This is a genomic window from Alteromonas sp. G5_S2_22_S1 (genome assembly GCF_054968525.1).
On record NZ_JBQKUJ010000011.1, the window covers coordinates 39916 to 66149 of the forward strand.

A 26234-nucleotide genomic window follows, 5' to 3' on the forward strand; every position below is an offset into this window, starting at 1 on the left:
CTTTTTATTTGTTTTTAACCCATAAATTTTGATGTTTTTTATAGCCAAAAAAGTCGAAAGGTTCCCAGAAGCTTGGCACTAAATCATCTACTGCATCTGGCGTGAAATTATTTGAAAGTTGGCTCATTATTTCGCCGAGCCTGTCTTTACCTATACGCATCAGCTTCTTTCTATTAGCGGGGAAGTACAGGTTTCTGCTTTTCGGGATGACTTCTTGTTCACCACTGGTGACATATTTTTGGTTTCTTGTTACCACTTTACATAGTGGCTCCGCCGGATGTTTAGGGTTTAGGCCAATAACAATGGCACATTCGTATTGGTCTTTTTCTTGGCCTTTTTCGTTTTCTGGTATAAAAGTAACGCCAAAGCCTTGAGGAAAATAGCCCACCAGGTCTATAAAGTCTTGCGCCAATTGTTTGTTCAATGCACCTTTCTTCGCCAACTGCTCAATAAGCAAATAACCTTTAGGCAAACTCATTCGCGAGTAATCGGATTTGGTAGACAGTACAATAGAAACGTAAATCTGAGGGATTTTGACTATTTCGCCTAGTCCCGTTTTCGAAACAAACGCATCTTTAACTATGCTTTGTAGAAAATTATTCGCTTCTTTATGCGTGAGAACAAACCTATCTCTCTCTTCTTTGTTATTTCCTACGTAGCTGGGGAGGCCTAATCCATCAACGATGTATTTGAGCGTAAAATGATAGTTGAGCTTGAGTAGGTCCTTTCGCTGTGATTCTTCAAGTAAGCGGAATTCATCAAGCGTGCCATTTTCACCTTTTAAAATGGTTAATGCGGCAGGGCTTTGTAAGCCGATATCCTGTAATAGCGCGGCAGTGATAAGAGGACGGCCCAGCTCTACTTTCCATTTGTCGTGCCAGTAACGGTTTCCGCGAAAGCGAGAAGAGGCCTCGCGATATTTTGAGAGGTACTTGTGGGCGATAGTATCGTGCTCTAAGAGTCTATCGACTAATCGCAATGTTAAAACGGCTTTGTAGAGAGGTTTGAAGCGCATATGAACACGAGCAAAATTACCCTCAGGACCTCGCGTTAGCAACATAATTGTGCCCAGAAGTTTCGCACTTAGCTGCTGTGTTTCTTGCCAGTTATCACCTTCGCAAAGCTCAATGATTTTAGTGCTTACAGCGTCCAGACGCTCTAACCTTGCTAAACGCTCTTCTTCAAGTTTCTCTGAGCTATTTTTTATTTGTTTGGTAAGCTGTTCAGCTAAGACTTCTTTATTTTTATTCCCCTCAATTTTTTTTAATTGGGCTTTTAAGTCTTCGATATGTTGTTCAAGCGCAGGCGTAAGAGAAAAGTAATGGCGTGCATCCTCGAACACAGAGCCATAGCCAGACTCTTGAGGATATATCATATTGATGAGTTGTTTTACTTGTTGCGTGTAAATACTATCGGGGTTTTGGCTTTGTGCGCTCACCGTAATCCTTTCAAATGATGCTGCAAATTGACATTAAATGGTTATGGTCAACTCGAGACAGTTTAGCGGGCGCACGTCTTATTTTACAACATGGCCTAGCTCTACTGCTTCACGTTTCTTCAGTTGACCTAAATGATACCGTAATTTTTCACTAATTTTGGTATTTCTTTTAATAACATGGAGTTGCGGCCACGACGCTCGTTCTCCGCTAACAATCAATTGTTCAATACTGTCTCGGGTTGGATTAGACAATACTTGCGATAAATCTCTAATTTGACGTTTGGGCAAAATATTGATGTTGCCGACGTACTGCTGATCAATAATAGAACGAACTTTATGAATCGCCAGTTTGGCCTCTTTATTTCCTGTGAGCCGCTCAATAATATCAATGGCAAAGATACTGTTGGTTTTAGCAAGCTGTCCAAGATGGCGAGCTGACATATCCCATAACGAGTTCGGATCGATACGATTAGAAGAAATAAACGGTACGGCAAGGGGGTTGGTCTGACTTACTATGCTGTGATTGACACCGTATAGCCGTGCGAGACGTTCATACGGAAGGTCTGCCATCAGTGAGCCATCGGCAAAACGACGGTTAGGAATATAAGGCACAATGTCGCCGGCCGGGGTTTTAGCACGCAGTTGAACTGGACTATAAATAACAGGGACGGCGCAAGAGGCACGTACCGCCTGCGTTATGATCGCGTTAGGTGAGGTTTTAGCATTTAATAACCGAGAATGCTGGTGTAAATCGGCGGGAGATACGGTTACGGTGATGTGCCGCCCTGTTTTCTTGAACGCTTCTTCAAAGGTAGTAAGGTCAAAGAGTTCTATTAATGCATTCTCAAGCACGGAGCTATCGAATAAGCCTTTTTTCCCAAAACCTGCAAAACTTCGCCAGTGCTTAAATGTTTCATAAATAAATTCAGCGCTCAACGCTTCCAACAACTGGTCGTGATTTCGCGTGCCTAGCATGGCAGCAATAATTGAGCCGGCACTTGAACCTGAGACAACGGTGGGCAAAAGGTTTTTTTCGTTAAGTGACTTTACAACACCAGCATGAAAAAAGCCTAAACCTGCGCCACCAGATAACATCAGGCAGCTACGGCCAAACGCATGGGCAGTTTCTTCAAAGAAAGATAACTTTTCGTAAAAATCTACCTGTTGTTCATCAGCGTGGAAAATTTGCTCTAGCGCAAGGGTAACTTCGTCAATGAAATGCTCAATTAAATACTTGGTGCCCACTTTACAGTGCAAAATGAGTAATGGATTGGCAATATTGCCCAAGTTGCCATGAAGCCCTTCGTGAAGAATAGACATCAGGGCGTGAATATCGCCTTTTCCCCTGGCTAACTGAAGTCGCTGAACTCTTTTGCGGATAAGCTTATAATCGTAGTCATCACTAGCGTCTTCTGCTTTCCACTCTTGTGCACCAGATAGCGCGTCGTGTGCTAAGCACGCAGCCTCGAACTCATCGTAATTGCTCGCATGCTCAATATCATGTTTAAGCTTTTTTAACCGCACGTCGAATACTGCCATGAAGAGTACCTATTAAGTTTAACTTCGGCCGAGAGACCTTCGAACATTCGCCTTGTCTACATGCCGCGATACCGCTTTAAAAACGGGTAACAATAATATTTAAGTCCTTAGATTCGTGCACAGTATCAATGCACGCCGCGAATGCTAATCTTCCAACATTACTGACTAAGTCTATTGGCTAAAGTTAGAAACCACTACCTAATACAAAAAACATTCACACTAACTTCTTACTGGCGAAAGTCACAAACCTTACTACTCAACTTTCCTTTAACAGTTAACGTTTAGACTTTCATTTACTTGTCTTCAATCAACAATTGGCAGTAATTTCACTTTTTACGTTGACCAATTCATAAGCACTCAGTAGCCTGACAAAGAGAATAATAATTCGGACCCTAGTTCGCAGTATGGAATGGAATGTTGAAACACTAAGCCTGCTATCAATTCCTTTAATTAGCGCTATCGTTGGATGGCTTACAAATTATTTGGCGGTAAAGATGATGTTTTACCCCATCGAGTTTGTTGGCATAAAACCTTTCTTTGGCTGGCAGGGGCTTATCCCCGCAAAGCGTCGTCAAATGGCAGAAATTGAGGTTGAGCTGGTTTTAGGTAAATTGCTGAGCGTTGAAGAATTAGCACAGCGCTTGGACGCCGATGAGCTAACGAAAGCGATCGAGCGTCGCTTGAGCCAAGTTATCCGTAAGGTGATCAACGACGTTATGGCAGAGTCGGCTCCCCAGTTATGGGCAGCGTTGCCCGTACAGGGTAAAAACCTGGTTTATCAGCGCATAGAAAACGACATTCCTAATGTTGTTCATAAAATGGTGGACGACTTCCAACACAACGTATCTGAAATTTTAGATATCAAAGAACTGGTCGTAGAGCAGTTAGTTAATGCGCCTGAGCTAGTTAACGAAATCTTTCTCACCGCAGGCAGCAAAGAATTTCCATTTATCGTGCGTTCAGGGCTTTATTTTGGTTTTTTATTTGGCTTACCGACAATGGTGTTCTGGTACCTTTTTCAAGCCTTGTGGATATTACCTTTGGGCGGTTTACTCGTGGGGTATGCCACCAATTGGATCGCGATAAAAATAATCTTCGAGCCCAAACGACCCAGAAAAATTGGCCCAGTCACAATTCAGGGAATGTTTTTAAAGCGCCAAAAAGAGGTGTCAGAAGTTTACTCGGCCATTATCGAGAAAAAGCTGATTACGCCCAAAAATATTACCCATGTTATTTTACATGGCTCGGGGTCGGCGCAGCTTCTAGAGCTTATTGAACTTCACGTGAATGACGCCATTGAACGCTATGTGGCTATAGCGCAGCCTTATTTTGCGCTTGGCGTTGGCTCTGAAAATTATCATCAGATGAAAGCGTTAGCGGTCCGCCAGATATTCGATAACTCAGACAAATATTTGTTGTATGCCTTCGATTATGCCAACAACGCGCTGCAGGTTGGGCACGATTTAAGTGAACGAATGCAGGCGCTGAGCGTTGAAGAGTTCGAAGGCGTATTGCGACCAGCCTATCAACAAGACGAATGGAAACTTATAGTGACCGGAGCGATTTTAGGTATGTTGGCAGGGGGCGCACAGCTATATTTTGTGTTTATGTAGCTAACGAAAACCTCTCAAATGGGCTAACTTATGAAAACTGCGCAAAAAATTTTACTCACCGCGCTTACTTTGTTTAACGAACACGGTGAGAATACCGTGACCAGCGTAGATATTGCGCTTGAGTTAGATATTAGCCCCGGAAATCTTTACTACCACTTTAAAGGGAAAGATAGCCTTGTCAGTGCGTTAATGAAGATGCATGAACAACAAATGCAGAAAGTACTCAACCGCGACAAACTCAATACGCTTCACCCAGAAGAAATCATGGTCTACCTATATCTGCTCATCGATAGTATTCACGTATTTCGCTTTTTCTATCGTAGCCCAGCAGATCTGGCGGAAAAATACCCCGCAATAGTGCGACCTCGTCAGCACATTATCACCCGTTTAAACAAACAGCTGGCATTTCTGTTTGACTCGCTGTCCCAACGGGACATGTTAATTGCGTCAAAAACGGACAGAGCGCTGCTGGTAGATTTGATCTCTTTGATTATTACTCAATCTTGCCAGTTTGATGAGCTAAACAGTCATATGGATAGCACAATGCAGCGCTATCATGCACTCTCGCTTATGATGGTAAGTGTGCTGCCTAGGTTGGCACTGTCAGATGAGCAAAAAAAGCAGTTAGAACAAATCCTTAATTCTCAAGATTTTGTGAGAGGTTCTGCTACTCACTCGCCCCTCGACTTCGCTTAAAGGAATAAAAATGGCAAAAACGCTCAGTTTCTTAGATAAGTCATTTTGGATAACAGAGTCTGACGAGAATCCCAAACACGTTGCGTGCTTGCAGCTTCTCGCACTGCCTGAAGGAGCAAAAAGCACTGAGTATGTCCCCAATTTATTTCAAGAAATAAGAAGTTTTGCTCGTGCTACATCACCGTTTAACTGTGCGGTAAAAACAGTATTGGGCTATCCAATAGGCTTTGCGCCGGTAAAAAAACTGAACATGGACTATCACGTTCAAATTCACAAAGTAGCTGATATTACTAACAGAGAAGCGTTGGATGGGTTTGTGGCAAGACTTCATGCTTCGCGTTTAGACCCTGACAAGCCGTTGTGGCAGTACCACTTTATTTTTGATGAAAACAGCGACTCTTTTGCCATTTACGCAAGAGTACACCACATGTATGGCGACGGTGCCACGCTAGTGCGTTGGTTTCAATCAGGGTACGTGTCTCATTCCCATGAATCTAAATTCACCCCAGTATGGGCACTTAAGCGGCTAAGAAACAAACGACGGGAACCCGCAAGCTTTTACAAGCGCTTAGTGGGGGTGGGTTATGCGCTAAAAACGGCATTCGATCTCTTAATTATTTTTATCCGCATTTTTATGAAGATACTAAGAGTTAACCCTCACTATATGCCTATACCGTTTACCGGCACTAAAACCGTGCTCACAGGGCAAGTAAAGGCCGGTCGGGCAGTGGCTACAATGGATTTAGATTTTAAGCGCGTAAAAGCGTTAGCCCGGCGCACCCGCTCCACGGCAAATGAGGTATTACTTTGTGCGTTTGACATTGGTGTTCACAAACTGCTTCAAGACCACGGTCAAGTATTTAAAAAAGCGCTCTTTACTAATATGCCCATTAATTTGCGAAAACCGGGTGAGAAAACCACCGGGAACAAAATTGCGATAGTCCCGGTTCAACTTGCCCACGGCGAAACCGACCCTTACCTTCGTTTACGCCAAATTGTGGTGAATCACCGCATTGTGAAACATGCAGCACAGCACGCCCGTCCGGCAGCATTTAGCGGCTATACCATCGTTATTCAATCGCTAGCCTTGGTTTTCGAATGGCTCAGGCTATCAAGCGTGGTAAAACCGATAGCAAATATACTCATATCTAATGTCCCCGGGCCTAAAGATTTTCGCTATTTAAAAGACGCCAAGCTATTAGCGTGTTACCCCATTTCCACCATGACACCGGGTGGCGGTGTCAATATCACGCTGATGACATACGTCGGGACTGCGAATGTTGGCTTGGTGTGCTGCAATAAAAATATTGAATCCTTGCAGCCCCTAGCTCGCTACGTAGAAGAAGCTTTCGATATGCTTGAAGCCAGTGTTGATAACCCTAGGCTGAATATAGAAGATATTGGTGAGCAGGTGGATACGGTACCGGTCTCCATAGTCTCAGACCATTAGTCATCCGCTAAAACAGTACTATTGACGTAGATAAAAGCGTAAAACGCCTTCTTCTACCCGAACGTTTTGGCCGAGTTTAGAAAAGAGAACCTCGCGCCAGTGGTTATCTCGCATGGTATGAGTTAAATCTTTTTGAGTAATTTGCTTTTTTAACGCGCTGTCAATGTGTGGAACGTGATAGTCCAGCACCGCTTGCTTTGAACCTGACAGATAGAGTGTCAAATAATCAGCCGCCATGTCGGATGTGCCTGCGCTAAATAAGGAGAGCGCTGATTTTAGCGACCCACCAAGCAGACTATTAACACTTTTTGGAAAGAAACGAGTGAGTAAAAATTGGGTGTCTTTAATTAAGGCGTAATCATCGTTCACTAGCGTTACGCTATCGGTGGTAAGGCCGGTAAGGTATAGCGTACTCATGTTTTTGTCGTAAACCGGTGTGGCAGAAAGGGCAAATACGACGTGAGCGCGATAAATAGTGGTAGCGGCTACGTCAATTTTTACCGCTGACAAGCACTGCAGCCCAATTCGATTGCTTTCATTGTCTAGCGTCACCTTGCCTTCAAGGACGGATACGGTGCCAGCCCCGATGGGGATATCAAAAGCAAAGGTATAGGGAAAGCTATCTTTTACAAGGGCGTTAAGCTCAGCTTTAGTAAAATCGTCGTGGGTAAGCTTGCCCAGTTTCACAAGCCATTGTGCTAGGTAGACTTTGCATTTGTCTTTAAACGATAAGTTATTGGTCAAAGTGTATTCTTAGCCTAATTTTGCTAGGCAGTGGCTTGTAACTAGACAGTTTAACGTAGTGTAGATACCGATTTTCTACTTAAGTTATCAGGATTATTAGATTTTTTAAATCTTACCATTTAAATCTTTTCTTGATGAAACAATGTTTGCTAATCTGGTCGTACCACAACGTTTTATTAACATTTATTTGGTTTCGGCTTAAGGAGCTGGCGAAATGAGCGAAGTACTCAGCAAATACGATTACATCATTATTGGTGGCGGCTCAGCAGGTGCGGTGCTTGCCACGCGTTTGTCTGAAAACCCTGCGCTGGATATTTTGCTACTGGAGGCTGGCTCGAAAGATACTAACCCACTTATACACATACCGTTTGGCTTATCGGTACTTAGTCGCTTTGAAGGTATTGGCTGGGGGTACCACACCGCCCCGCAAAAAGAGTTGTACGACCGAGAGTTATTCTGGCCTCGCGGCAAAACGTTGGGCGGCAGTAGTTCAGTGAATGCCATGTGTTATATTCGAGGGCAAAAAGAAGACTACGACCGCTGGGCAAGTGAAGAGGGCGCTGAAGGTTGGTCTTTCGATGACGTATTACCCTACTTCAAACGTTCAGAAAACTTTGAAGAAGGGGCGGATGAATTTCATGGAACTGGTGGACCGCTAAACGTGAGTAAGCTGCGTCATACTAGCGTTTTGTCTGAAACCTTCGTAAATTCCGCTTCGTTTGCTGGCTATAAACAGCTTACTGACTTTAACCGCGACGACCGCGAAGGGATTGGCTTCTATCACGTCACTCAAGCTAACGGTCAGCGCTGCTCAACCGCGAAAGGGTACTTAACCCAAGCTAAGCATCGCAATAATTTAACCGTGCTTACCAAGGTCGCAGCAGAAAAAGTGCTGCTAAAAGAAGGGCGGGCCATTGGTGTTCAGGTGCGAGAGAAAGGCGCGGTAAGTCGCTATTTTGCTAAAAGCGAAGTCATCCTATGCGGCGGTGCGATTAATTCACCACAACTTCTGATGCTATCGGGTATCGGCCCAAGAAATGAGCTAGAAGATAAAGGCATTTTTGTACACCAAGATTTGCCGGGCGTGGGACAAAACTTACAAGACCATTTAGATGCGATTGTTCAATATACCTGTAAGGCCAGAGAAGGCTATGCGGTGGCACTTGGCGCGTTACCCTCTTATGTGAAAGCCACTGCCGACTATGCGTTCAAACGAAATGGCATCTTTTCATCGAATATCGCAGAAGCAGGCGGTTTTGTTAGTTCAAGTTTAGCCTCGCAGGGGCCAGATATTCAATTTCACTTTTTACCGGCGATATTGAACGACCATGGTAGGCAACTGGCTTTTGGTTACGGCTATGGGCTGCACGTATGCTGTTTGTACCCAAAAAGTCGCGGTACTATATCGCTTCAAAGTAATCACCCGGCTGATCAAGCGCTTATCGATCCAAACTATTTATCCGCCGCTGAAGATCAACAAGTAATGATTGAAGGCGTGCGTATAGCACGAAAACTACTTTCCGCCCCCGACTTTGATAGGTTCCAAGGAAGCGAACTGTATCCGGGAGAGGAAGCGCAAACCGATGACGAAATTCTAGAGTTTTTAAGAGAGCGAGCCGAGACCATCTATCATCCTATCGGCACCTGCAAAATGGGCAGCGATGACGACGAAATGGCGGTAGTGGATAATCAGTTACGGGTTCGCGGTGTGGCCGGTTTAAGGGTTGTGGATGCCTCGGTAATGCCAAGCTTAATCGGCGGCAACACCAACGCACCTACCGTTATGATTGCAGAGCGCGCTGCGGAATTTATTAAAGCGGCGCACGAGGGCCAGCCCGTTTCTATTGGAAATGCGGAGTCGGCGTAAAGCTACTTAGTTTTTTGCATAAAAAGGTCGGCAGCACAGTCGCACATTTCTTCGATGTGGCTGCTGTCGGCATAAATACCGTCTATCAACAGTCTGGCAATACCATGTAACGTGCCCCACGTAACCTGGGCTAAACGAAGAGCATTTTGATTATTTGGCAGCAAGCCTTTTTCTTGCCAATAGCGTGTCATAGTTACCTGAAACTGAAAACACGGAAACGCCACTTCTTTAAGGTCGCTTGTCGCAGCTTGGTTCTGCCAAATAGTGCGACCAAACATGAGTTCATACATTTCGGGGTTGTCGGCGGCGTAGCCGATGTACTCGTGAACAAACTCACGAAAACGCGCTTGTGGTGTTTTGTCTTCTTGCTCAAATATACGCTTGGCCGTTGAATGCCAGTCGCTAAATCCTTTTGCCGCGATGGCGCTTAACAAGGCGCTTTTATCTTTAAAATGATGATAGGGCGCAGTTCGCGAGACTCCGGCGTCTTCTGCCAGTTTTCGAAGGGATAAACTATCAACACCGTGCTGAGATAACCGCGCCGTGGCGGCTTCTAACAGCGCACTTCGCAAATCGCCGTGATGATAGCTTTGTACTGCATTAGCCATATATCAAATGTGTCCGTTTTCAAATTTAGCCGAATAGATAACGTTTTATCTTGACAGTGTCAACATAGCCTTTTATCTTGACGCTGTCTAGTTTGCAAATTTGTTAACAGGAACAGCCCAAGGAGACAGCGCAAACCATGAAGTACTCTACATTAGAAGTAAAACAAGAGGGCCATATCGCCCACGTAGTACTTAACCGCCCTGAAGCAATGAACAGCATGATCCCAGAGTTCTGGACAGAGCTACCGGCAGCCATTCGAGAAATAGACGATGAAGCCGAAGCACGGGTAATCGTTATTTCATCTACAGGAAAGCATTTCTCTGCCGGTATGGATTTATCGGTGTTTCTGAACATGAAAGAAGATTTTAAGGGCGACCCATCGCGCAGAGCAGAACGCATGCGCCGTATGGTTATGCTGCTACAAGATAGCTTTACCGCCATTGAACAGGCACGTATGCCGGTTATTGGGGCGGTTCAAGGTGGCGCTATCGGTGGTGCGGTAGATTTGCTTAGTGCGTGCGACATGCGTTATTGCACTCAAGATGCGTTTTTCACCATAAAAGAAACCCAGTTAGGCATGACGGCGGACGTAGGCACCCTTCAGCGACTGCCTAAGCTTATTCCTATTGGTGTTGTGAAAGAGCTGGCTTACACCGGGCGTAACTTTGGTGCCGCAGAAGCGCAGCAACTCGGTTTTGTAAATAAAGTTTTTGACGACCAGGCTTCAATGCTAGAAGCCGTAATGAAAATAGCTCAGCAGATTGCGATGAATTCGCCACTAGCGGTTTCAGGCACCAAGACGATGATTAATTACGCAGTCGAACATACGGTAGCTGAAAGCTTAACGTACATGGCCACATGGCAAGCGGGAATGTTCCAAATGGAAGATGTGTTTAAAGCTATGGAAGCACAGAAAACAAAAACGTTGCCGGAGTACCCGCCATTGCATCCCGCTATCAAAAAAATGAATTCATAGGTTTAGGTTTGAAAGCGCGCTAACTGCGCAACGGTGGTAGCCGATGGTCGCCTTTTTACTATAAGGGAAGGTGAACGCTGGTGCGCAACTCAAACCTACACACGTATTGTATGTAATTAGTGAAATCATAACGCGCCTTCAGAGAAAGAGCGCATTAGATAAAAATATTTAAACAGGCTTTTTAACGGCTTTTCCCAAGCCAAAACGACTTTCAGGAATGTATCATGAATCAGACCGTTACCGATCATCCCGTTTACCCTCATTTATTTCGCCCGTTAGATTTAGGTTTTACTACTCTTAAAAACCGCGTTCTGATGGGCTCTATGCACACGGGGTTAGAAGAGTTACCCGACGGCCACAAACGTATGGCGGCCTTTTATGGCGAACGTGCCAGAGGCGGCGTGGGTCTCATCGTCACCGGTGGTATTGGACCCAATGAAGAAGGCGCTACGCATCCGTCAACGTTTCGTTTAGACACCGACGAGGCGGTTAAAAACCATAAAGAAGTGACAGATGCAGTGCACATTGCTGGTGGCAAAATTTGTATGCAAATTCTGCATACGGGTCGCTATGCGTATAGCCCTAAGCTTGTGGCACCTTCTGCAGTACAAGCGCCTATTAACCCGTTTAAGCCTAAAGCACTTGAGGCTGAAGAGATTGAAAAGCAGGTTGAAGATTTCATTACTGCAGCGACCCAAGCTCAGCGCGCTGGATACGATGGCGTTGAAATCATGGGGTCTGAGGGCTATTTCCTTAATCAGTTTATTGCAAAACGCACAAATCACCGTGACGATGAGTGGGGCGGCGAATATGAAAACCGCATCCGCTTGCCTATTGAAGTCGTGCGCCGCGTGCGCGAGGCCGTAGGTAAGCACTTCATCATTATCTACCGCTTGTCGATGCTTGACCTTGTTGAAGGTGGTTCTACTTACGAAGAAGTAGTACAGCTTGGTAAAGAAATAGAAAAAGCAGGTGCAACTATCATTAATACCGGTATTGGTTGGCACGAAGCGCGTATTCCAACCATTGCCACCAAAGTACCTCGTGCGGCATTTACGTGGGTTACCGCTAAATTTCGCGAAGCGCTTTCAATTCCGGTTATTACGTCAAACCGTATTAACACGCCTGAAGTGGCTGAAGAAGTGCTGTCTCGTGGTGATGCTGATATGGTGTCTATGGCCCGTCCGTTCTTGGCTGACCCTGACTTTGTGCGCAAAGCGCAGCAAAATAAAGCCGATGAAATCAACACGTGTATTGGCTGTAACCAAGCCTGCCTTGACCACGTATTTAACGGTAAAATGACTAGCTGTTTGGTAAACCCCCGCGCCTGTCACGAGCTGGAAATTAACGTAAAGCCTGCTGAGACGAAAAAGCGTGTTGCGGTAGTGGGCGCAGGCCCAGCAGGATTAGCCGCGGCAGTAACCTCTGCCGAGCGCGGTCACGACGTTGTGATTTACGATGCGTCTAGCGAAATTGGTGGCCAATTTAATATTGCAAAACAAATTCCGGGCAAAGAAGAGTTTTACGAGACGCTACGTTATTTTAAGCGTCAAATTGAGCTTCATAAAAACATTACGCTTAAGTTGAATACTTATGTTGATGCGGCTGCGCTAAACGATGAAGGTTTCGATGAAGTGATGATTGCCACGGGTATTAAACCACGCACGCCAGCGATTGAAGGTATTGAGCATGAGAAAGTACTGACCTACATCGAAGTGTTAAAAGAAAAGAAACCTGTTGGCAATAAAGTTGCCATTATCGGTGCTGGCGGCATTGGTTTTGATACGGCTGAATACCTGTCTCATGGTAAGGAAACGCCAAGCCAAGACATTCCTGCGTTTATGAAAGAGTGGGGTATTGATATGACCTTCTCGGCCCGCGCAGGTATTGAAGGGGTTAAGCCGCAGCCAGAACCCTCGCCAAGAGAAATTTTCCTCCTTCAGCGCAAGACCACAAAAGTTGGCGCCGGTTTAGGCAAAACAACGGGGTGGGCGCACCGCGTAGGCTTGCTAGCCAAAGGCGTGACCATGATCCCGGGCGTAAGCTATGACAAAATTGATGATGAAGGGCTACACATTACGGTAGAGGGCAATAGCCAAGTATTGCCGGTAGACAACATCATCATCTGCGCAGGACAAGAGCCGATGCGTGATATCGTTGAAGGCTTAAACATGCCATATCACCTGATTGGCGGTGCCGACGAAGCGTTAGAGCTAGATGCAAAACGGGCCATCGACCAAGGCACGCGCGTGTGCGCAGCGGTTTAATTTATAAGCTACAAAACGTTAGCAGTATAAAACGCTTCAGTATGAAGCGCTTTTTTTATGTAAATATTGAAGGTGAGGCTGTTGCTATCTGTTGCAGTGATATAGATCTGTTATTATCTTTCTCTTTTTCTATCGGGATAACCATGACATTCAGCAACACCAATGACCTTGTTCAAGCAGTGAGCAATTCTCCTGAAGCTATCGAGTTTAACGACGTTATCGCGCTCGTTGATAGCGCCTTTGCCTTCACGCCAACCGCTTTCACCAATGGCGATGTGTCAAACGATGCAAATCAGAACAACGGCTCATGCAAACTACTCGCACTCGGTCAGTATTTAAACCTTAGTCAAGCACAAACACTGGCCTTGTTCGGGCGATTTTATCGTGAAGACGTACTCAATAACCCCGAAGGTGACGATCACGCCAATATCCGCAATTTTATGGAAACAGGCCATGAAGGCGTGGTATTTGAGGTGTTTCCGTTAGTTGAAGTTAGCAAATAAACGACTTTTCAGTGTGGTTTAAATAGGTGTACTTTGATGAAAGTACACCGTTTGGTTAAACTTAATTTCTCTCACTTAAAATCAATTCATTCGTCTTTGGCAGTATGGCGAAGTCGAACTCACCCAACACATTCATGCCCAACAGGCCATCGGTATCGGGAAGGGCGTCTTCGGGTAAAACAATGGCGGAAACATCATTGAACTCGTATCCCGCAAAGTAAAAGCGCGGTATTTGAACAAGTGGAGCTTCTATCGTTCCCGACGCGGTTCTCACGTTGAAGTTACCAATAAACGTGAGGTTACGCATACGCCCTAATCGAGCAAATAGCCGTGAGGATATTGCGGTGGTACTGGCACCGGTATCTAAAATCATCGTGGCTTTTTGGTTAAGGGCCTTTGCCTCAAGGCGGTATTGATCGCCAATGCGTTCCAAGGTCACGCGGGTTTGATATCGAGCAGTTCCCGGGCTTGTGGGTTCAATTTCGCTATCGTTCGGCGTGGTGTCTGCGCTAGCCATATCACGTATTTCATAGGCTTTATCGCGAATGATATTGGCGTCTCTGTCGTTTAATGGCAGAGCGGCGAGTACATCCTCCATTAGCGTAAGTTTTTGCTGGTAGGCGTACGCTTCGGCCAAATTAAGGGTGTAATGTTTAGCATCGGGTATTCGCTGGTATAAGGGCTCGTTTAGTCGGGCGACTAATTCCCATTGTTCGTCTTGACTGAGTTGAGTTTGCGCCTGCTGATAAAGGGTGGCTATTTTTGTATCGATAAGCGATAGCGTTTCGTTTGAAAGAGGAAGTTCAGCCACGTCGTAATAATGCACGAGCGCCGTGGGGAGGGGCTTTGTTAACTCAATCAGCTCACCTTCTAGCAACAGCAGCGATTCGTTGAACGGGTCATTTTTTAAAAAGTTCGATAGCTCAGTAGCGAGCAACGCGTACTGTCCGTTGTTGAGCAGGGTAGTCAGTGAATCTACATCGTCTTGGTTAAGTTGTGCTGAAGTTGAGCGCCGATCTTCACCTTCACTTGATAGCGTATTAGCGCCGTTAGCATTCAACAATGAGATGGGAGAACGTCTTTTATTGAAGGGCTCTGCCTTGCCCTTTAGGTGTGCTTCGCTGTCTAACGCTGATTCGTCTTCTAAAAGGTGTTCATAGCTAGCCTCTATCCCATAAGCTGTATCGTTATGCTGCTTTAAGCTAAGCCATAGGTAAACGTTTATGCCTAACGACACACACAGAAATAATGTAAGCAGAACAGCCAGCCATTTTTTCATTATTTTATACACGCCTTTCCGTAAACATCTATAAATTGCTTCGGCATACGCTTTGGTGCGCCAGTATCAAGGCTAACGCATACGAAGGTTGTCACGGCATCAAAAACCGTTTTGTTTCGCTTGGGGCAGATAAACTGGAACTGGCGTTTCAAGGTCAGTTTGTTATCACAATGCACAATCCAAGTGGCGCATTCTAAGATGTCGCCAAGATGAGTAGGCAGGTGATAATTGAGTTCGTGACGTTTAATCACCATGCCTCGGTTTAGCGCCTGGTAATTTGCAAAGTGTAAGCCCAGCGAATTTGAATGTGCCCAAGCCAGATTTTCTACTTGAGACAGGTACGCTACATTATTCACATGCTGATAGTGGTCAATGTGCGTCTCATCTATGTGCCATTGCTGAACGTAGGGATTCTCTAACACCCAGTTTAGGTTAGTGTGGCTCAAATTTTTTCCTTGTTGCTTAAAATTCTCAGTAGAAAGCGGTATAAGTCAGCGATTAGACTAACTCTGTTACACGTTAGGTAACGGGTTATCTTCAGGCAGCGCTACGTTTTCATCTAATAGCGCCTGCATTAATGCTTTTTCTCGTACCAGCACGGGTTGAATAAAGCTTTGCACGTCGCCCAGCGCTTTAAACGCATTGAAGCCCCGTTCTAAAAATTCATGAAGCGCAAGCAAGCCCGCAAGTTTAGCGGGGCGGCGAGACAGTGAAATCAACATACCGATACCACGAACTTTTATCACATCGGAAAGTTGATCGCCCAAATGTGAAATGATATCGATTTGATGCTTACGGTCGTCCATTCGGCCAACGGCTCGGTAAGCCAATGCGTAATTATCCCGATTAATAGGCTCATCGGGAAAATGTGTTTGAAGGTACTGGGCCATTTCCATGTCTAAATCAAAAGACAGGGCATTTAGCGCTAACGCGTCATCCATCGCATTCATGGCTTTGTCTGGCAACACTTTGGCTAACTTGGGAATGACCCGAACCAAGTCGGCATCTCGCTGGCTGAAATCTTTGGGTCCGTATAGCTCTTCAACGAAGAACCCCATGGCTTTTTGATAGCGACTTTGCGTCGCTAAGTCGTCGTGGGATACTAACAGGCGCTCACATTGCCAGTGTTGCAGTTGATGAATAACTGACATCACCCCTAACTGATTGGCTAAATCGCGAAGGGCATTTACCCTGTGAATATGTTTTGCTATATCTTGCGCCAAGTGAAGCACTCCGTAGTACGTCGTTTTTTATTCATGTCCGTTGTAAACCTAGATTGACCCATGCAAGCGCGGCTTTCAAGTGAGATGACAAAGTTTTACTGATATACTCTTGCGCCACCAACTCAGCTTGCTTGTTAATATTTTTTGGACTCAATGAACACACAACGTAGTCAAATTTCTCCTGAAAACATTGCTATCAAAGATATCACCATTGAAGAAAAAGGCGGCGCACAAATCGCAAACGCTGAAATAGACAATGATGTTCCCACGTTAATCTCATTATTTAATAGCACCTTTGAAGATTACAACACCCGATTGGTGTTAGGTGACGATGAGCCCATTTATATCCCGGCAGGCGACGATACGGGTTACCACCAGATAGTTTTTGCACACGGCTTCTTCTCGAGTGCGTTACACGAAATCGCGCATTGGTGTATTGCCGGTGAGAAGCGCCGACAGCTCGAGGACTACGGCTATTGGTATTGCCCCGATGGGCGAGACGAGGCCCAACAAGCAGACTTTGAAAAAGTGGAAATTAAGCCGCAAGCCATTGAGTGGGCTTTTACAGAAGCCGCCGGCAGAAAGTTTCAGGTAAGTACCGATAATTTGAATGGGGCAGAGCCTGATAGAGAAGGCTTTACGCGAAACGTAGCGGCTCAGCGTACTCATTATAACGAACACGGCTTTCCCCCACGAGCAAAGCGCTTCATAGAGGCTTTATCGGCAACATTTAACGGTGATAGGCAAGCTAAACCAACAGGAGCAGATGCGGCATGAATGAAACTGGTAGTAGTAGCCCAGCCTTGTTTAAACTTGGGGTTGTGGTAAACCCGTTTGCCGGTATAGGCGGCGCGCTCGCGTTGAAAGGCAGCGATGGTGCTGAAATTCGTGAAAAAGCGCTGGCTATGGGAGCCGAGAAAAAAGCCAATGAAAAAATGGCGAAAGCGCTCAGTATTCTTGAAGCGCTGTCAGGTCAATTTACCGTATTCACAGCGTCCGGTGACATGGGTGAGACGGTGTGTGAATCCTTGGGTGTTTCTTACAAGGTAATCTACGCCTCTGACGCTGAACAAACCGAAGGTGAAGATTCAGAGCGCGCGGCAAAAGCCATGGTAGATGCTCAAGTCGACTTACTGCTATTTGCCGGAGGCGACGGTACCGCGCGCAATATTTGCAGTGTGGTTGGCACTCAAGTACCGGTTTTAGGTGTGCCAGCGGGCTGTAAAATTCACTCAGGCGTTTACTGTGTATCACCAGCGGCAGCGGGGCAGGTAGTAAGCCAAATGATCGCCGGTGAACTAGTAAGCGAAATGGACGCTGAAGTCCGAGATATTGACGAAAACGCGTTTCGCGAAGGGAAAGTTATTGCCAAACACTATGGTGAAATGCGCGTGCCGGCCGAGTTAACTTACGTACAAGCGGTAAAAATGGGCGGCAAAGAAGATGAAGCACTGGTGCTTGATGATATTGCTGCCTATGTAAGCGAGATTATGGATGATGAACCCGATAGGTACTTTGTCATGGGGTCAGGCTCCACGGTAGGCGCTGTCATGGAGTTTCTTGGCTTAGACAACACCTTGCTAGGTGTGGATGTGGTTAAGCAAGGAGAGTTAATAGCAAGTGACGTTACCGCTGATGAACTTGTTTCATTGACTCAAAACAAACCGACCAAAGTCATTTTGACTGTGATTGGTGGTCAGGGCCATATTTTAGGGCGTGGAAATCAACAGTTAAGCCCGGCTTTTATTCGCCAAATTGGCAAACAAAATATGCTTGTTGTGGCTACAAAGCAAAAGCTACAGGCATTAAACGGCAAACCGCTTCGCTTAGATTCAAGCGACGCCGCGCTTGACGCTGAATTGGCAGGTGCGTTTACGGTTATTACCGGCTACAAAGACAAAGTACTTTGCCAGGCTGTTTAAACGATTGGCGTTTGGTGCAAACCAATTTCATCTCGAATTGAAATACAGAAATCGAAAACTGATATACAACAACAGGAAGGAGTAAGACGTGTTACCACCTGCTGCAGCCCCTCAAGGGGTAGTGAAAGCTATCGCTGAAATTGAAGCGTCACTTGATGACGTGGTGAACCACGGCAGTGACGATGAACTTTTCATTGCAAGTTATTTGCAAGGCCACTTCGCGGTAGAAGCGCGACAGCTAGAAATGCGTGAAGACGCTTCATTGGAATTGTTAAACGAAAAAATGCTATCAAGCCTTGAAAGTGCGTTTAAAAACAATGAACTGGAAAGCGAGGATGCAAAGCAAGTTAAAGCGCTTTGGGCACGACTAGTCGCAATATAATTGCGACTTCTAGCCTTGAGCCTAGACATTTAAATCTCCACGCTCGATATTTTTTCTCTTTTTACAATCCGTTACAGTTTTCAACGTCATAATCCTTTATTAACTGCCAGATTGATTTATCTTTAAGGCAGGCATAGCGCCGCTTTGTGGTATTTAGCACAATTAAAAAGATTAAGGATGACGAAATGAGTGTACTTAAACACCTCACCAAGCGCTTAAAAGTAAGCGTAGGTGTATTGGCAGTAAGTAGCACGCTGGTAAGCTCAGCGTTTGCTAAAAACGACATAAATATCGACTACGAAAAGTTTACTACCGATAATGGGTTAACCGTAATTGTCCATGAAGACCGCAAGGCGCCAGTGGTAGCTGTGGCGGTGTGGTACAAAGTAGGCTCCAAAGATGAGCCTGAGGGTAAATCTGGGTTTGCGCATTTATTTGAACACTTAATGTTCAACGGCACCGAAAATTATGACGACGAATGGTTCGGTCCGCTTCAAGAAGCCGGTGCTACTGGCTTAAACGGCACCACAAATTTTGACCGCACAAATTACTTCCAAACCGTTCCTACTCCAGCCCTTGACCGCATATTGTGGATGGAATCAGATCGCATGGGGCATCTTTTAGGTGCGGTAACACAAGAGAAGTTAGACGAACAGCGTGGCGTTGTACAAAATGAAAAGCGCCAAGGTGAAGATCAGCCTTATGGAAGCGTGTTTACCCACATCTTTGAAGGCTTATTTCCTGTTGGGCATCCTTATCACCACACGGTGATTGGTTCAATGGAAGACCTTAACTCAGCGTCTTTAGACGACGTAAAGGGCTGGTTTAATAAATATTATGGCCCCAATAACGCAATTTTAGTGTTAAGCGGTGATATTAACGCCGAAGAAGCGAAGCCGCTGGTAAACAAGTACTTTGGGGATATTGAGCCGGGTCCTGCGCTATCTAAATGGCAAGCATGGGTGCCGAAACGCAGCGTAAATACCCGTGAAATTATTCAAGACAAAGTGCCTCAATCACGTATTTATCGCCTTTGGGTGTCGCCTGAGAATACATCTTCAACCGCAACCGATTTGTTTATTGCGGCAAGCGCGCTGGGTGACGGCAAAAATTCTCGTCTTTATAAAGAACTGGTTTACGACCAACAAATCGCAACCAATGCTTCAGTGTTCAATTACGAGCTGCAAATGGCATCAATTTTTGGCGTTGCGGTTGACGTGAAAGACGGCGTTGACGTGGCTAAAGTGGAAAAAGAAATCGACAAAGTCATTAGTGAGTTTTTGCGTAAAGGTCCAAGTAAAGATGAAGTCAAATTGGTGTCGACTAAACGTCGAGCTTCAATTATTCGTGGTCTTGAAGAAGTGGGTGGTTTCGGCGGTAAAGCCGATACGCTTGCTACCGGTGAATTTATTGCTGGCGATCCTAATTACTTTAAAACCGAATTAGATGAGCTGGGACAGGCAACACCTAAAGGCGTTAAAGCGGCAGCGAATAAATGGCTAAAAGAAGGGTGGCACCAAATTACGGTTGTACCTTTCATTGAGCATGCAGCCCTTGCTGAAGGTGTTGATCGCAGTTCAGGTTTGCCATCAATTGATACAGAAACACAGTTAAGCTTCCCTGACGTTACGGAAACTACGCTTTCTAACGGCGTTAATGTGGTGTTTGCAAAACGCTCGACGGTTCCACTGGTGAATGTAGCGGTGCAATTTGACGCAGGCTACGCCGCTGATGCAGGTGGCAAGCTGGGCCTTGCAAGTTTTACCACGCAGATGCTCGACGAAGGCGCGGGTAAATACGATGCCTTAGAACTAGCAGCAGAGCTTGAACAGTTAGGAACTAATTTAAACGCTGGCTCAAATTTAGATACCACGACAGTTAGCATGTCGATGCTAACGGAAAATATGGAACTTTCTTTGGAACTTCTCGGTGATATCTTAAAATCACCTACGTTTAAAGAAGAAGAGATTGAACTTCAACGTGCGCTTATTTTGAGTAATATAGCACAGCAAAAAACTCGCCCTGTAAGTATTGCCCTTACTTTGCTTCCACCGCTTATCTATGGTGATGACCATGCCTATGGTATTCCATTTACCGGTACCGGAACCGAGCAAGACGTGAAGGCAATTACGCGAAGCGACTTAGTTAACTTTAAGAATACATGGCTTCGCCCTGATAACGCGACTATATTTGTTGTTGGCGACACCACATTAGACGCGATTAAGCCAATGCTCGAAAAAGAGTTTGGCAAATGGAAAGTTGCAGGTGACAAGGGCACCAAGCAAATTGCCCAAGCATCAATGCCTGATCAAGGCCAAGCAATTATTATCGACCGTCCTGGAGCACAGCAGTCTCTTATACTTGCTGCGCATTTAGCACCACCGACTGGTGCTGAAAACAATATTGCCATCAAGGCCATGAATTTAACCTTAGGTGGCGCTTTTACTGCTCGCATTAATATGAACTTACGTGAAGATAAAAGCTGGTCTTATGGTGCGTACACTTTCTTACAAGATGCTCGAGGTCAACGTCCATTTATGGTTTATGCTCCGGTTCAAACCGATAAAACAGGCCCGTCGTTGCTAGAACTTAAGAAAGAGCTTAATGCCTACATAGGTGATAAGCCGCCAATGGCACAGGAACTTGAACGAGCACGACTTGATGAAGTTCGCTCACTGCCAGGTCAGTTTGAGACAGCCAATGCGGTGCTGTACAGCCTATTGTCGAGTGAAAGGTTCAACAGACAATACAACTACCCAGAGTCTTTGGTCGAAAAGTACAACAGCTTGTCTTTAGGTGACCTCAGTAAAGCGGCTGAAGAAGTATTGCACCCAGATAAACTAACGTGGATCATCATCGGCGATGCTGAAAAAATCAAAGCAGAAGTTGAAGCTGCAGAGCTTGGTCCTGTCAGTGTACAAAGTATGAATTCACTGTAACGACCTAAACCTTAAATTGAATTTTAGGGCCGAAAATAATCGGCCCTTTTTTCTTACTCACTTTCACTAAATTCATCGAAAGCACGCAGAGCGTCTGCCGCGTACATGAACGAGGGGCCGCCACCCATGTATACAGACATACCGCAGACTTCTTCAATTTCAGCTCTTGTTGCACCTAAATGAACCAGCGCTTTAGCGTGAAAACCAATACAGCCATCGCACCTTGTCGCTATACCAATAGCAAGAGCAAGGAGCTCTTTTGTTTTTTTATCCAGTGCGCCGTCGGCAGTCGCTGCTTTAGCCATAGCCGAAAAGCCTTTCATTACTTCAGGTACACCTTTTTTCACCTCTGCAAGATAAGGATTAAGGCCTTCTGTGATTTCTTTGTAGGATTTAGACATGATGACTCTTTTTGTTGTCGGTATGGTTATTTACCGTGTTATCAGATAAACAGCAATTATTTTGCAAACCGAAGAATAGATTACATGATTCAAATCAATAAAAACGGTAAGCTAGGTCAATATATGCACCTTTGGTAGAATGGATAAGCTAAAAGGGATCATCTAATATTGCGAACGTATATCTTCGTCTTTTCTTTTTCTAGTAAGAGCATGTTTCTTTGCAAAATATAACGCGTTATCGGCTCCTGTTTCGCCACTTTCTACTATGTGCATTCGTTTATTTGGTGAGTACCCCACACGCTTATTCCTCGAATTCCGACAAGCTTATGAACGAATACTCCGTCGAGCTGCTTACCGCTGACGATGGTTTTGTTTCTTCTGAGATATATTCCATTATTCAGGACCGCCAAGGCTTTTTGTGGTTCGGTACAGCTGAAAACGGCGTAATGCGCTACGACGGTCGGCAGGTCAAGCTTTTCGAGTCTAACGCAGAGCAAATAAACACTTTATCCCATGATGACGCTGGCAACCTGATGTTAGACAAAGACGGTAACATATGGGTAGGAACTTGGGGAGGCGGCGTTAATAAGTACAACCCAAAGACCGGTATATTTCAGCGCTTTTTACACGTTCTAGGCGACAAAACAACACTCTCTTCTAATCGAATTCAATCGTTACTTCACGATACAAATGGCGACATCTGGCTTGGTACTTACGACCAGGGTTTGAATAAGTATCTTGGCGAGAACGCATTTCAGCGGGTTAAAAAAACAGAGGGTAATTCAGCGGGTTTATCGCATAATCGTATTTGGGACATGCTTGATAATGACGAAAATAGTTTGTGGGTAGCAACCAGTTTCGGCTTGAACTTACTGAACAAAGAAACCTTAACAGCAACCCACTTCTTCCCAGATAAAGATAACAATACGGCCACAGGCGCCAATGAAATACGAAGCCTGCTTTTAACCACATCAAACCAATTTTTTGTTGCTACACAAGATGGGCCTTTTCTTTTTCTGCCACAAAGCGGGGAGTTTGTTTCACAAACCACGAGCGATGGAAAAGAGTTAGGCCAAGTGAACTCTATGCTTGAAGACAGTGAAGGGAGTGTGTGGTTTGTAACAACAAACGGTTTATATCGCCATACAGGCACTGGCAACGTGGTCGAGAAAATGGATTTTGGCTACACAAATGGCCTGAGGATCATATTTGAAGACCACACCGGTACGAAATGGATAACGAGTGAAGTTCACGGCATTTTTAAGTTGTCTCCACGACGCACAGTGAAGCTTATTAATAGCGATGCGCTTGTTGCCCCTAATGGGATTGAGCTCGATGAAAATGGCGATGTACTCATTGTTACTGCCAAAGCAGAGATTTACACATGGCGTGTAAACGAGCAGCGCTTAGAAAAAAACGCTTCTTCGATTTTTGCTTCCTTTGATGGGTATGCTGAAAGTGGGGTGATAGAACGACCTATAGTCGTCCAAGACGATAACGATACCCTGTGGGTTGCGCAGGACAACTACCTAGCGAGATTAAATCGTCAAACAGGCGAAGTAACACGTATAGAGTACCCTAAATCTGACAATAATTATCGTCGGTTTCAGGAGTTTAGAGCATTGGCAGTAGATGATAACGGCGATTTGTGGGTAGGTACCTACAAAAATGGCGTGTATATTTATCGCTTCAGTGACAATAGTTTTGAGCACTTAACGCAAGCACAAGGTTTATCTCACCCTGAAATTCATAACCTTTTTAAAGATAGTGCTGGCAATATGTGGGTTGGCACGGGCAAGGGCGTCAGCGTGTGGCCTCGTGATGGCGACAAGTTTGTTACTTATTTTGCTGACGTAGAGCGAGAAAACAGCCTATTAGGTAACATAATTGAAGATATACACGAAAGCCAAAGTGGGCAGATATGGATTGCTACACAAAAAGGGTTAAATCTTTATTTACCGAGTACCAAAACGTTTCAGCAATTCAATGAACAGCACGGGCTACCGACAACGCTTATTCGCGGGCTAGCGGACGGTGAAAATGGCACCTTGTGGCTTACGACTAACAAGGGAATATTTCTCTATGATCCCGAAACTAAAAAAGCGACCAACTATAATAGTAAAACCGAGTTAGCAGGAAAAAATTACTACTCAAACAGCTTGCTTAACGCGGCTCAAAATACCTATTTTACCAGCAGCCAGCGGGGAATAGAGTATTTTAACTATCAGAAGGGGCAGCGGGAAGTTCGCGATTCAAAAATAGTGCTGACAGGTTTTAATAAAATGGGCCAAGAAATACGGCTTAGTAAACCGCTATCCTATGTCACCGATATCTACCTTTCATATACAGACTATTTCTTCTCCTTAGAGTTTGCTTTACTGGATTTTTCAGCGTCGCAAAAACCGCACTTTGCCTACAAACTGGAAGGTTATGACGAGCAGTGGATAGATACGGGAGACCACAATAAGGTTTCCTTTACCAATTTAAACGGTGGTACCTACACATTGTTAGTAAGAGCAATGAAGCCAAATGGAGAGTGGGGCGAAAATCATCTGTTCGTGAACTTACACGTAGCTACGGTTCCTTGGAAAACGTGGTGGGCATACACACTATATTGCGCCTTACTTATTGGCGTAATAATACTGGTAGTGTATTTGCGCACCCGGTTACACCAAACGGAAATAACCAAACAGAAGCGCTTTGTTCATGCGCTTGAACAACAGGTTTCAGAAAAAACGGCATCCCTCGAAGCACAGGCCCACAACCTTAAAAACGCGCTGGAAAAAGCTGAAGAAGCAACCAAGCTAAAATCAGAATTTCTTGCCAATATGAGTCACGAGATAAGAACACCGATGAACGGTGTTATTGGTATGCTCGACTTGCTTAAGAAAAGTGACTTAACCGTTGAACAAGGGCAACGGGTTAACATAGCGAGTTCAAGCGCCAGCTCTCTGCTAGTACTTATCAATGACATTTTAGACTTTTCAAAAATAGAAGCTAACAAGCTTGAAATTGAATCGGTTGATTTTGATTTGCGAAGTTTAATCGAGACCTTGGCGCAATCTATTGCGCACACGGCTCAGTTAAAAGGTTTAGCGGTTATTGTTGATGTTTCTAAAGTCGACGCATCAAAAGTTAACTCCGACCCCACACGAATTCAGCAAATTCTCACTAACTTATTAAGCAACGCAGTGAAGTTTACCGAGCAAGGCGAATTGAGTATTACCGCAGCACTATTACCTTCAAAAAATGAAGGGCAATATGTACTGCGCTGCGCTGTCAAAGACACGGGTATAGGCATAGAGCCGCGTAAGCTAGCACAGTTGTTCGAAGCGTTTACGCAAGTCGATGCATCGACGACAAGGCGCTATGGCGGAACTGGACTTGGTTTATCAATTACCAAAAAGCTTTGTGAACTGTTAGGTGGTGATGTAAAGGCCTCTAGCGAAGTAGGAAAGGGAAGCTGCTTTGAAGTTATTTTTGAAGTGAACAAGGTTAATGACGCTAAAGGCGTGGCGCCTTCAGATGTTGCCCCGCATACACACTGCCTAATAGTTGACAGCAACGTTTCAAATAGAGAAGTCCTGAAACGCCAGTTAAATGTTTGGGGTGTAGAAACTTCAGTGGCAGATTCATCCAAAGGTGCGCTTGCACACTGTAAGGCCAGTTTGAAGTCTTCATCGCCAATCACTTTAGTTATTATCGACAATAAAATGCCAGATATGTGCGGTAAAGACTTTGCTATGGCGCTTTTTGAAGAACCAAGATTTGCCGATATTCGGATAGTGGTAATGACTGAACTTCAAGATATCGAAAGTGCGCAGCACTTTAGAACACGAGGGATCGCATCAATTTTCCCGAAACCCCTCACCACCGAGAATCTTAGACACATATTGGCCAAGGTCCCCAACGAAATAGAACATAAGGCTGATGATTTTGGGCGCAGTGCGCCTGTAGAGGAGGCCAGCCATAACGCTACACCTCACAATTCGCCTGAGGGTTTGCGGGTACTGTTAGTTGAGGATAACGCGATAAATCAGCTAGTAGCAACAACGATACTCGAAGGTGAAGGGCTCACAGTAGATGTGGCAAACAACGGTAAAGAGGCCTTAGCGTTTTTACAGCAGCCGCAACAGGCAAAGCCTTATTCACTCGTGGTTATGGACTGCCAAATGCCTGAAATGGATGGTTTTGAAACAACAAAGCATATAAGAAGTGGGGCAGCCGGTGCGCACTATCAAAGCATACCTATTGTGGCTATTACTGCTAACGCTATGCAAAGTGATAAAGATAAGTGCCTTCAGTCGGGCATGAACGACTTTCTTACTAAACCTATTGACCAAGAGAAAGTAATCCTCACGTTACAAAAGTGGCTAGCTTAAAATA

At 45.1% G+C, this 26234-nt stretch carries 20 protein-coding genes; 12 read left to right on the forward strand and 8 right to left on the reverse strand.

Annotated elements, in window-relative coordinates:
* Positions 1 to 4: 4 nt before the first annotated feature.
* Both ACTRWF_RS12685 and ACTRWF_RS12690 read right to left on the reverse strand, forming a co-directional pair.
* Positions 5 to 1438, reverse strand: a complete 1434-nt coding sequence (locus tag ACTRWF_RS12685) for a hypothetical protein (RefSeq protein ID WP_020746195.1) — start codon at positions 1436 to 1438, stop codon at positions 5 to 7.
* 78 nt (positions 1439 to 1516) lie between these two features.
* Entirely contained in the window at positions 1517 to 2977 is a 1461-nt protein-coding gene (locus ACTRWF_RS12690) for a DUF3336 domain-containing protein (RefSeq protein ID WP_462835657.1), read from the reverse strand.
* A gap of 404 nt (positions 2978 to 3381) precedes the next feature.
* Between ACTRWF_RS12690 and ACTRWF_RS12695 the strand changes: the two genes are divergently transcribed.
* From ACTRWF_RS12695 to ACTRWF_RS12705, 3 genes are read left to right on the forward strand one after another with little or no spacing between them, the layout of a single operon-like run.
* Positions 3382 to 4590: a DUF445 domain-containing protein gene (locus ACTRWF_RS12695; protein ID WP_020746194.1), complete on the forward strand. Its 1209-nt coding sequence runs from the start codon at positions 3382 to 3384 to the stop codon at positions 4588 to 4590.
* A gap of 30 nt (positions 4591 to 4620) precedes the next feature.
* Positions 4621 to 5286, forward strand: a complete 666-nt coding sequence (locus ACTRWF_RS12700) for a TetR/AcrR family transcriptional regulator (protein WP_012518880.1) — start codon at positions 4621 to 4623, stop codon at positions 5284 to 5286.
* Positions 5287 to 5296: 10 nt separating this feature from the next.
* Positions 5297 to 6736, forward strand: coding sequence for a wax ester/triacylglycerol synthase domain-containing protein (locus tag ACTRWF_RS12705; protein WP_015067557.1), 1440 nt, complete (start codon positions 5297 to 5299; stop codon positions 6734 to 6736).
* An 18-nt stretch (positions 6737 to 6754) separates the two neighbouring features.
* Here ACTRWF_RS12705 and ACTRWF_RS12710 read toward each other — a convergent pair whose 3' ends face one another.
* The gene (locus tag ACTRWF_RS12710) at positions 6755 to 7480 is read right to left on the reverse strand and encodes a DUF1439 domain-containing protein (RefSeq protein ID WP_015067556.1); all 726 of its coding nucleotides are present in this window, start codon (positions 7478 to 7480) and stop codon (positions 6755 to 6757) included.
* 214 nt (positions 7481 to 7694) lie between these two features.
* Between ACTRWF_RS12710 and ACTRWF_RS12715 the strand changes: the two genes are divergently transcribed.
* Entirely contained in the window at positions 7695 to 9347 is a 1653-nt protein-coding gene (locus ACTRWF_RS12715) for a choline dehydrogenase (protein WP_462835658.1), read from the forward strand.
* Between the two features lie 2 nt (positions 9348 to 9349).
* Here the strand turns inward: ACTRWF_RS12715 and ACTRWF_RS12720 are convergent, their stop codons facing one another.
* Positions 9350 to 9955, reverse strand: coding sequence for a TetR/AcrR family transcriptional regulator (locus ACTRWF_RS12720; protein ID WP_015067554.1), 606 nt, complete (start codon positions 9953 to 9955; stop codon positions 9350 to 9352).
* A gap of 137 nt (positions 9956 to 10092) precedes the next feature.
* Between ACTRWF_RS12720 and ACTRWF_RS12725 the strand changes: the two genes are divergently transcribed.
* From ACTRWF_RS12725 to ACTRWF_RS12735, 3 genes are all read left to right on the forward strand, one after another.
* Positions 10093 to 10932, forward strand: a complete 840-nt coding sequence (locus tag ACTRWF_RS12725; protein WP_462835659.1) for a crotonase/enoyl-CoA hydratase family protein — start codon at positions 10093 to 10095, stop codon at positions 10930 to 10932.
* Between the two features lie 224 nt (positions 10933 to 11156).
* Positions 11157 to 13199 (forward strand): NADPH-dependent 2,4-dienoyl-CoA reductase, encoded by a 2043-nt coding sequence (locus ACTRWF_RS12730; protein WP_333969852.1) that lies wholly within the window; start codon positions 11157 to 11159, stop codon positions 13197 to 13199.
* Positions 13200 to 13342: 143 nt separating this feature from the next.
* Positions 13343 to 13702: a HopJ type III effector protein gene (locus ACTRWF_RS12735; protein ID WP_012518873.1), complete on the forward strand. Its 360-nt coding sequence runs from the start codon at positions 13343 to 13345 to the stop codon at positions 13700 to 13702.
* 61 nt (positions 13703 to 13763) lie between these two features.
* Here ACTRWF_RS12735 and ACTRWF_RS12740 read toward each other — a convergent pair whose 3' ends face one another.
* The 3 genes from ACTRWF_RS12740 to ACTRWF_RS12750 form a co-directional block, all read right to left on the reverse strand.
* The gene (locus tag ACTRWF_RS12740) at positions 13764 to 14981 is read right to left on the reverse strand and encodes a retropepsin-like aspartic protease family protein (protein ID WP_348680965.1); all 1218 of its coding nucleotides are present in this window, start codon (positions 14979 to 14981) and stop codon (positions 13764 to 13766) included.
* Positions 14981 to 15427: an acyl-CoA thioesterase gene (locus ACTRWF_RS12745; protein WP_348680963.1), complete on the reverse strand. Its 447-nt coding sequence runs from the start codon at positions 15425 to 15427 to the stop codon at positions 14981 to 14983. Before ACTRWF_RS12745 ends, ACTRWF_RS12740 begins: the two co-directional genes overlap by 1 nt.
* A gap of 66 nt (positions 15428 to 15493) precedes the next feature.
* Positions 15494 to 16204: a DUF8198 family protein gene (locus ACTRWF_RS12750; RefSeq protein ID WP_015067548.1), complete on the reverse strand. Its 711-nt coding sequence runs from the start codon at positions 16202 to 16204 to the stop codon at positions 15494 to 15496.
* Positions 16205 to 16357: 153 nt separating this feature from the next.
* Here ACTRWF_RS12750 and ACTRWF_RS12755 point away from each other — a divergent pair, with 153 nt between their 5' ends.
* From ACTRWF_RS12755 to ACTRWF_RS12770, 4 genes are all read left to right on the forward strand, one after another.
* A complete protein-coding gene (locus tag ACTRWF_RS12755) occupies positions 16358 to 16981 on the forward strand; it encodes an elongation factor P hydroxylase (protein ID WP_348680961.1) in 624 nt (207 codons plus the stop codon).
* Positions 16978 to 18126 carry an ATP-NAD kinase family protein gene (locus ACTRWF_RS12760; protein WP_287148586.1) on the forward strand — a complete coding sequence of 383 codons (1149 nt, stop codon included), beginning with the start codon at positions 16978 to 16980 and terminating at the stop codon, positions 18124 to 18126. Before ACTRWF_RS12755 ends, ACTRWF_RS12760 begins: the two co-directional genes overlap by 4 nt.
* Positions 18127 to 18214: 88 nt before the next feature.
* The gene (locus tag ACTRWF_RS12765) at positions 18215 to 18508 is read left to right on the forward strand and encodes a YfcL family protein (protein WP_012518866.1); all 294 of its coding nucleotides are present in this window, start codon (positions 18215 to 18217) and stop codon (positions 18506 to 18508) included.
* Between the two features lie 185 nt (positions 18509 to 18693).
* Positions 18694 to 21447 carry an insulinase family protein gene (locus ACTRWF_RS12770; protein WP_462835660.1) on the forward strand — a complete coding sequence of 918 codons (2754 nt, stop codon included), beginning with the start codon at positions 18694 to 18696 and terminating at the stop codon, positions 21445 to 21447.
* Positions 21448 to 21500: 53 nt separating this feature from the next.
* Here the strand turns inward: ACTRWF_RS12770 and ACTRWF_RS12775 are convergent, their stop codons facing one another.
* Positions 21501 to 21848, reverse strand: coding sequence for a carboxymuconolactone decarboxylase family protein (locus ACTRWF_RS12775; RefSeq protein WP_012518864.1), 348 nt, complete (start codon positions 21846 to 21848; stop codon positions 21501 to 21503).
* Positions 21849 to 22174: 326 nt separating this feature from the next.
* On the opposite strand from ACTRWF_RS12775, the gene ACTRWF_RS12780 reads away from it, so the two are divergent.
* On the forward strand, positions 22175 to 26230 hold the full coding sequence (locus tag ACTRWF_RS12780) for a hybrid sensor histidine kinase/response regulator (protein WP_012518863.1): 4056 nt from the start codon (positions 22175 to 22177) through the stop codon (positions 26228 to 26230).
* Positions 26231 to 26234: the final 4 nt, after the last annotated feature.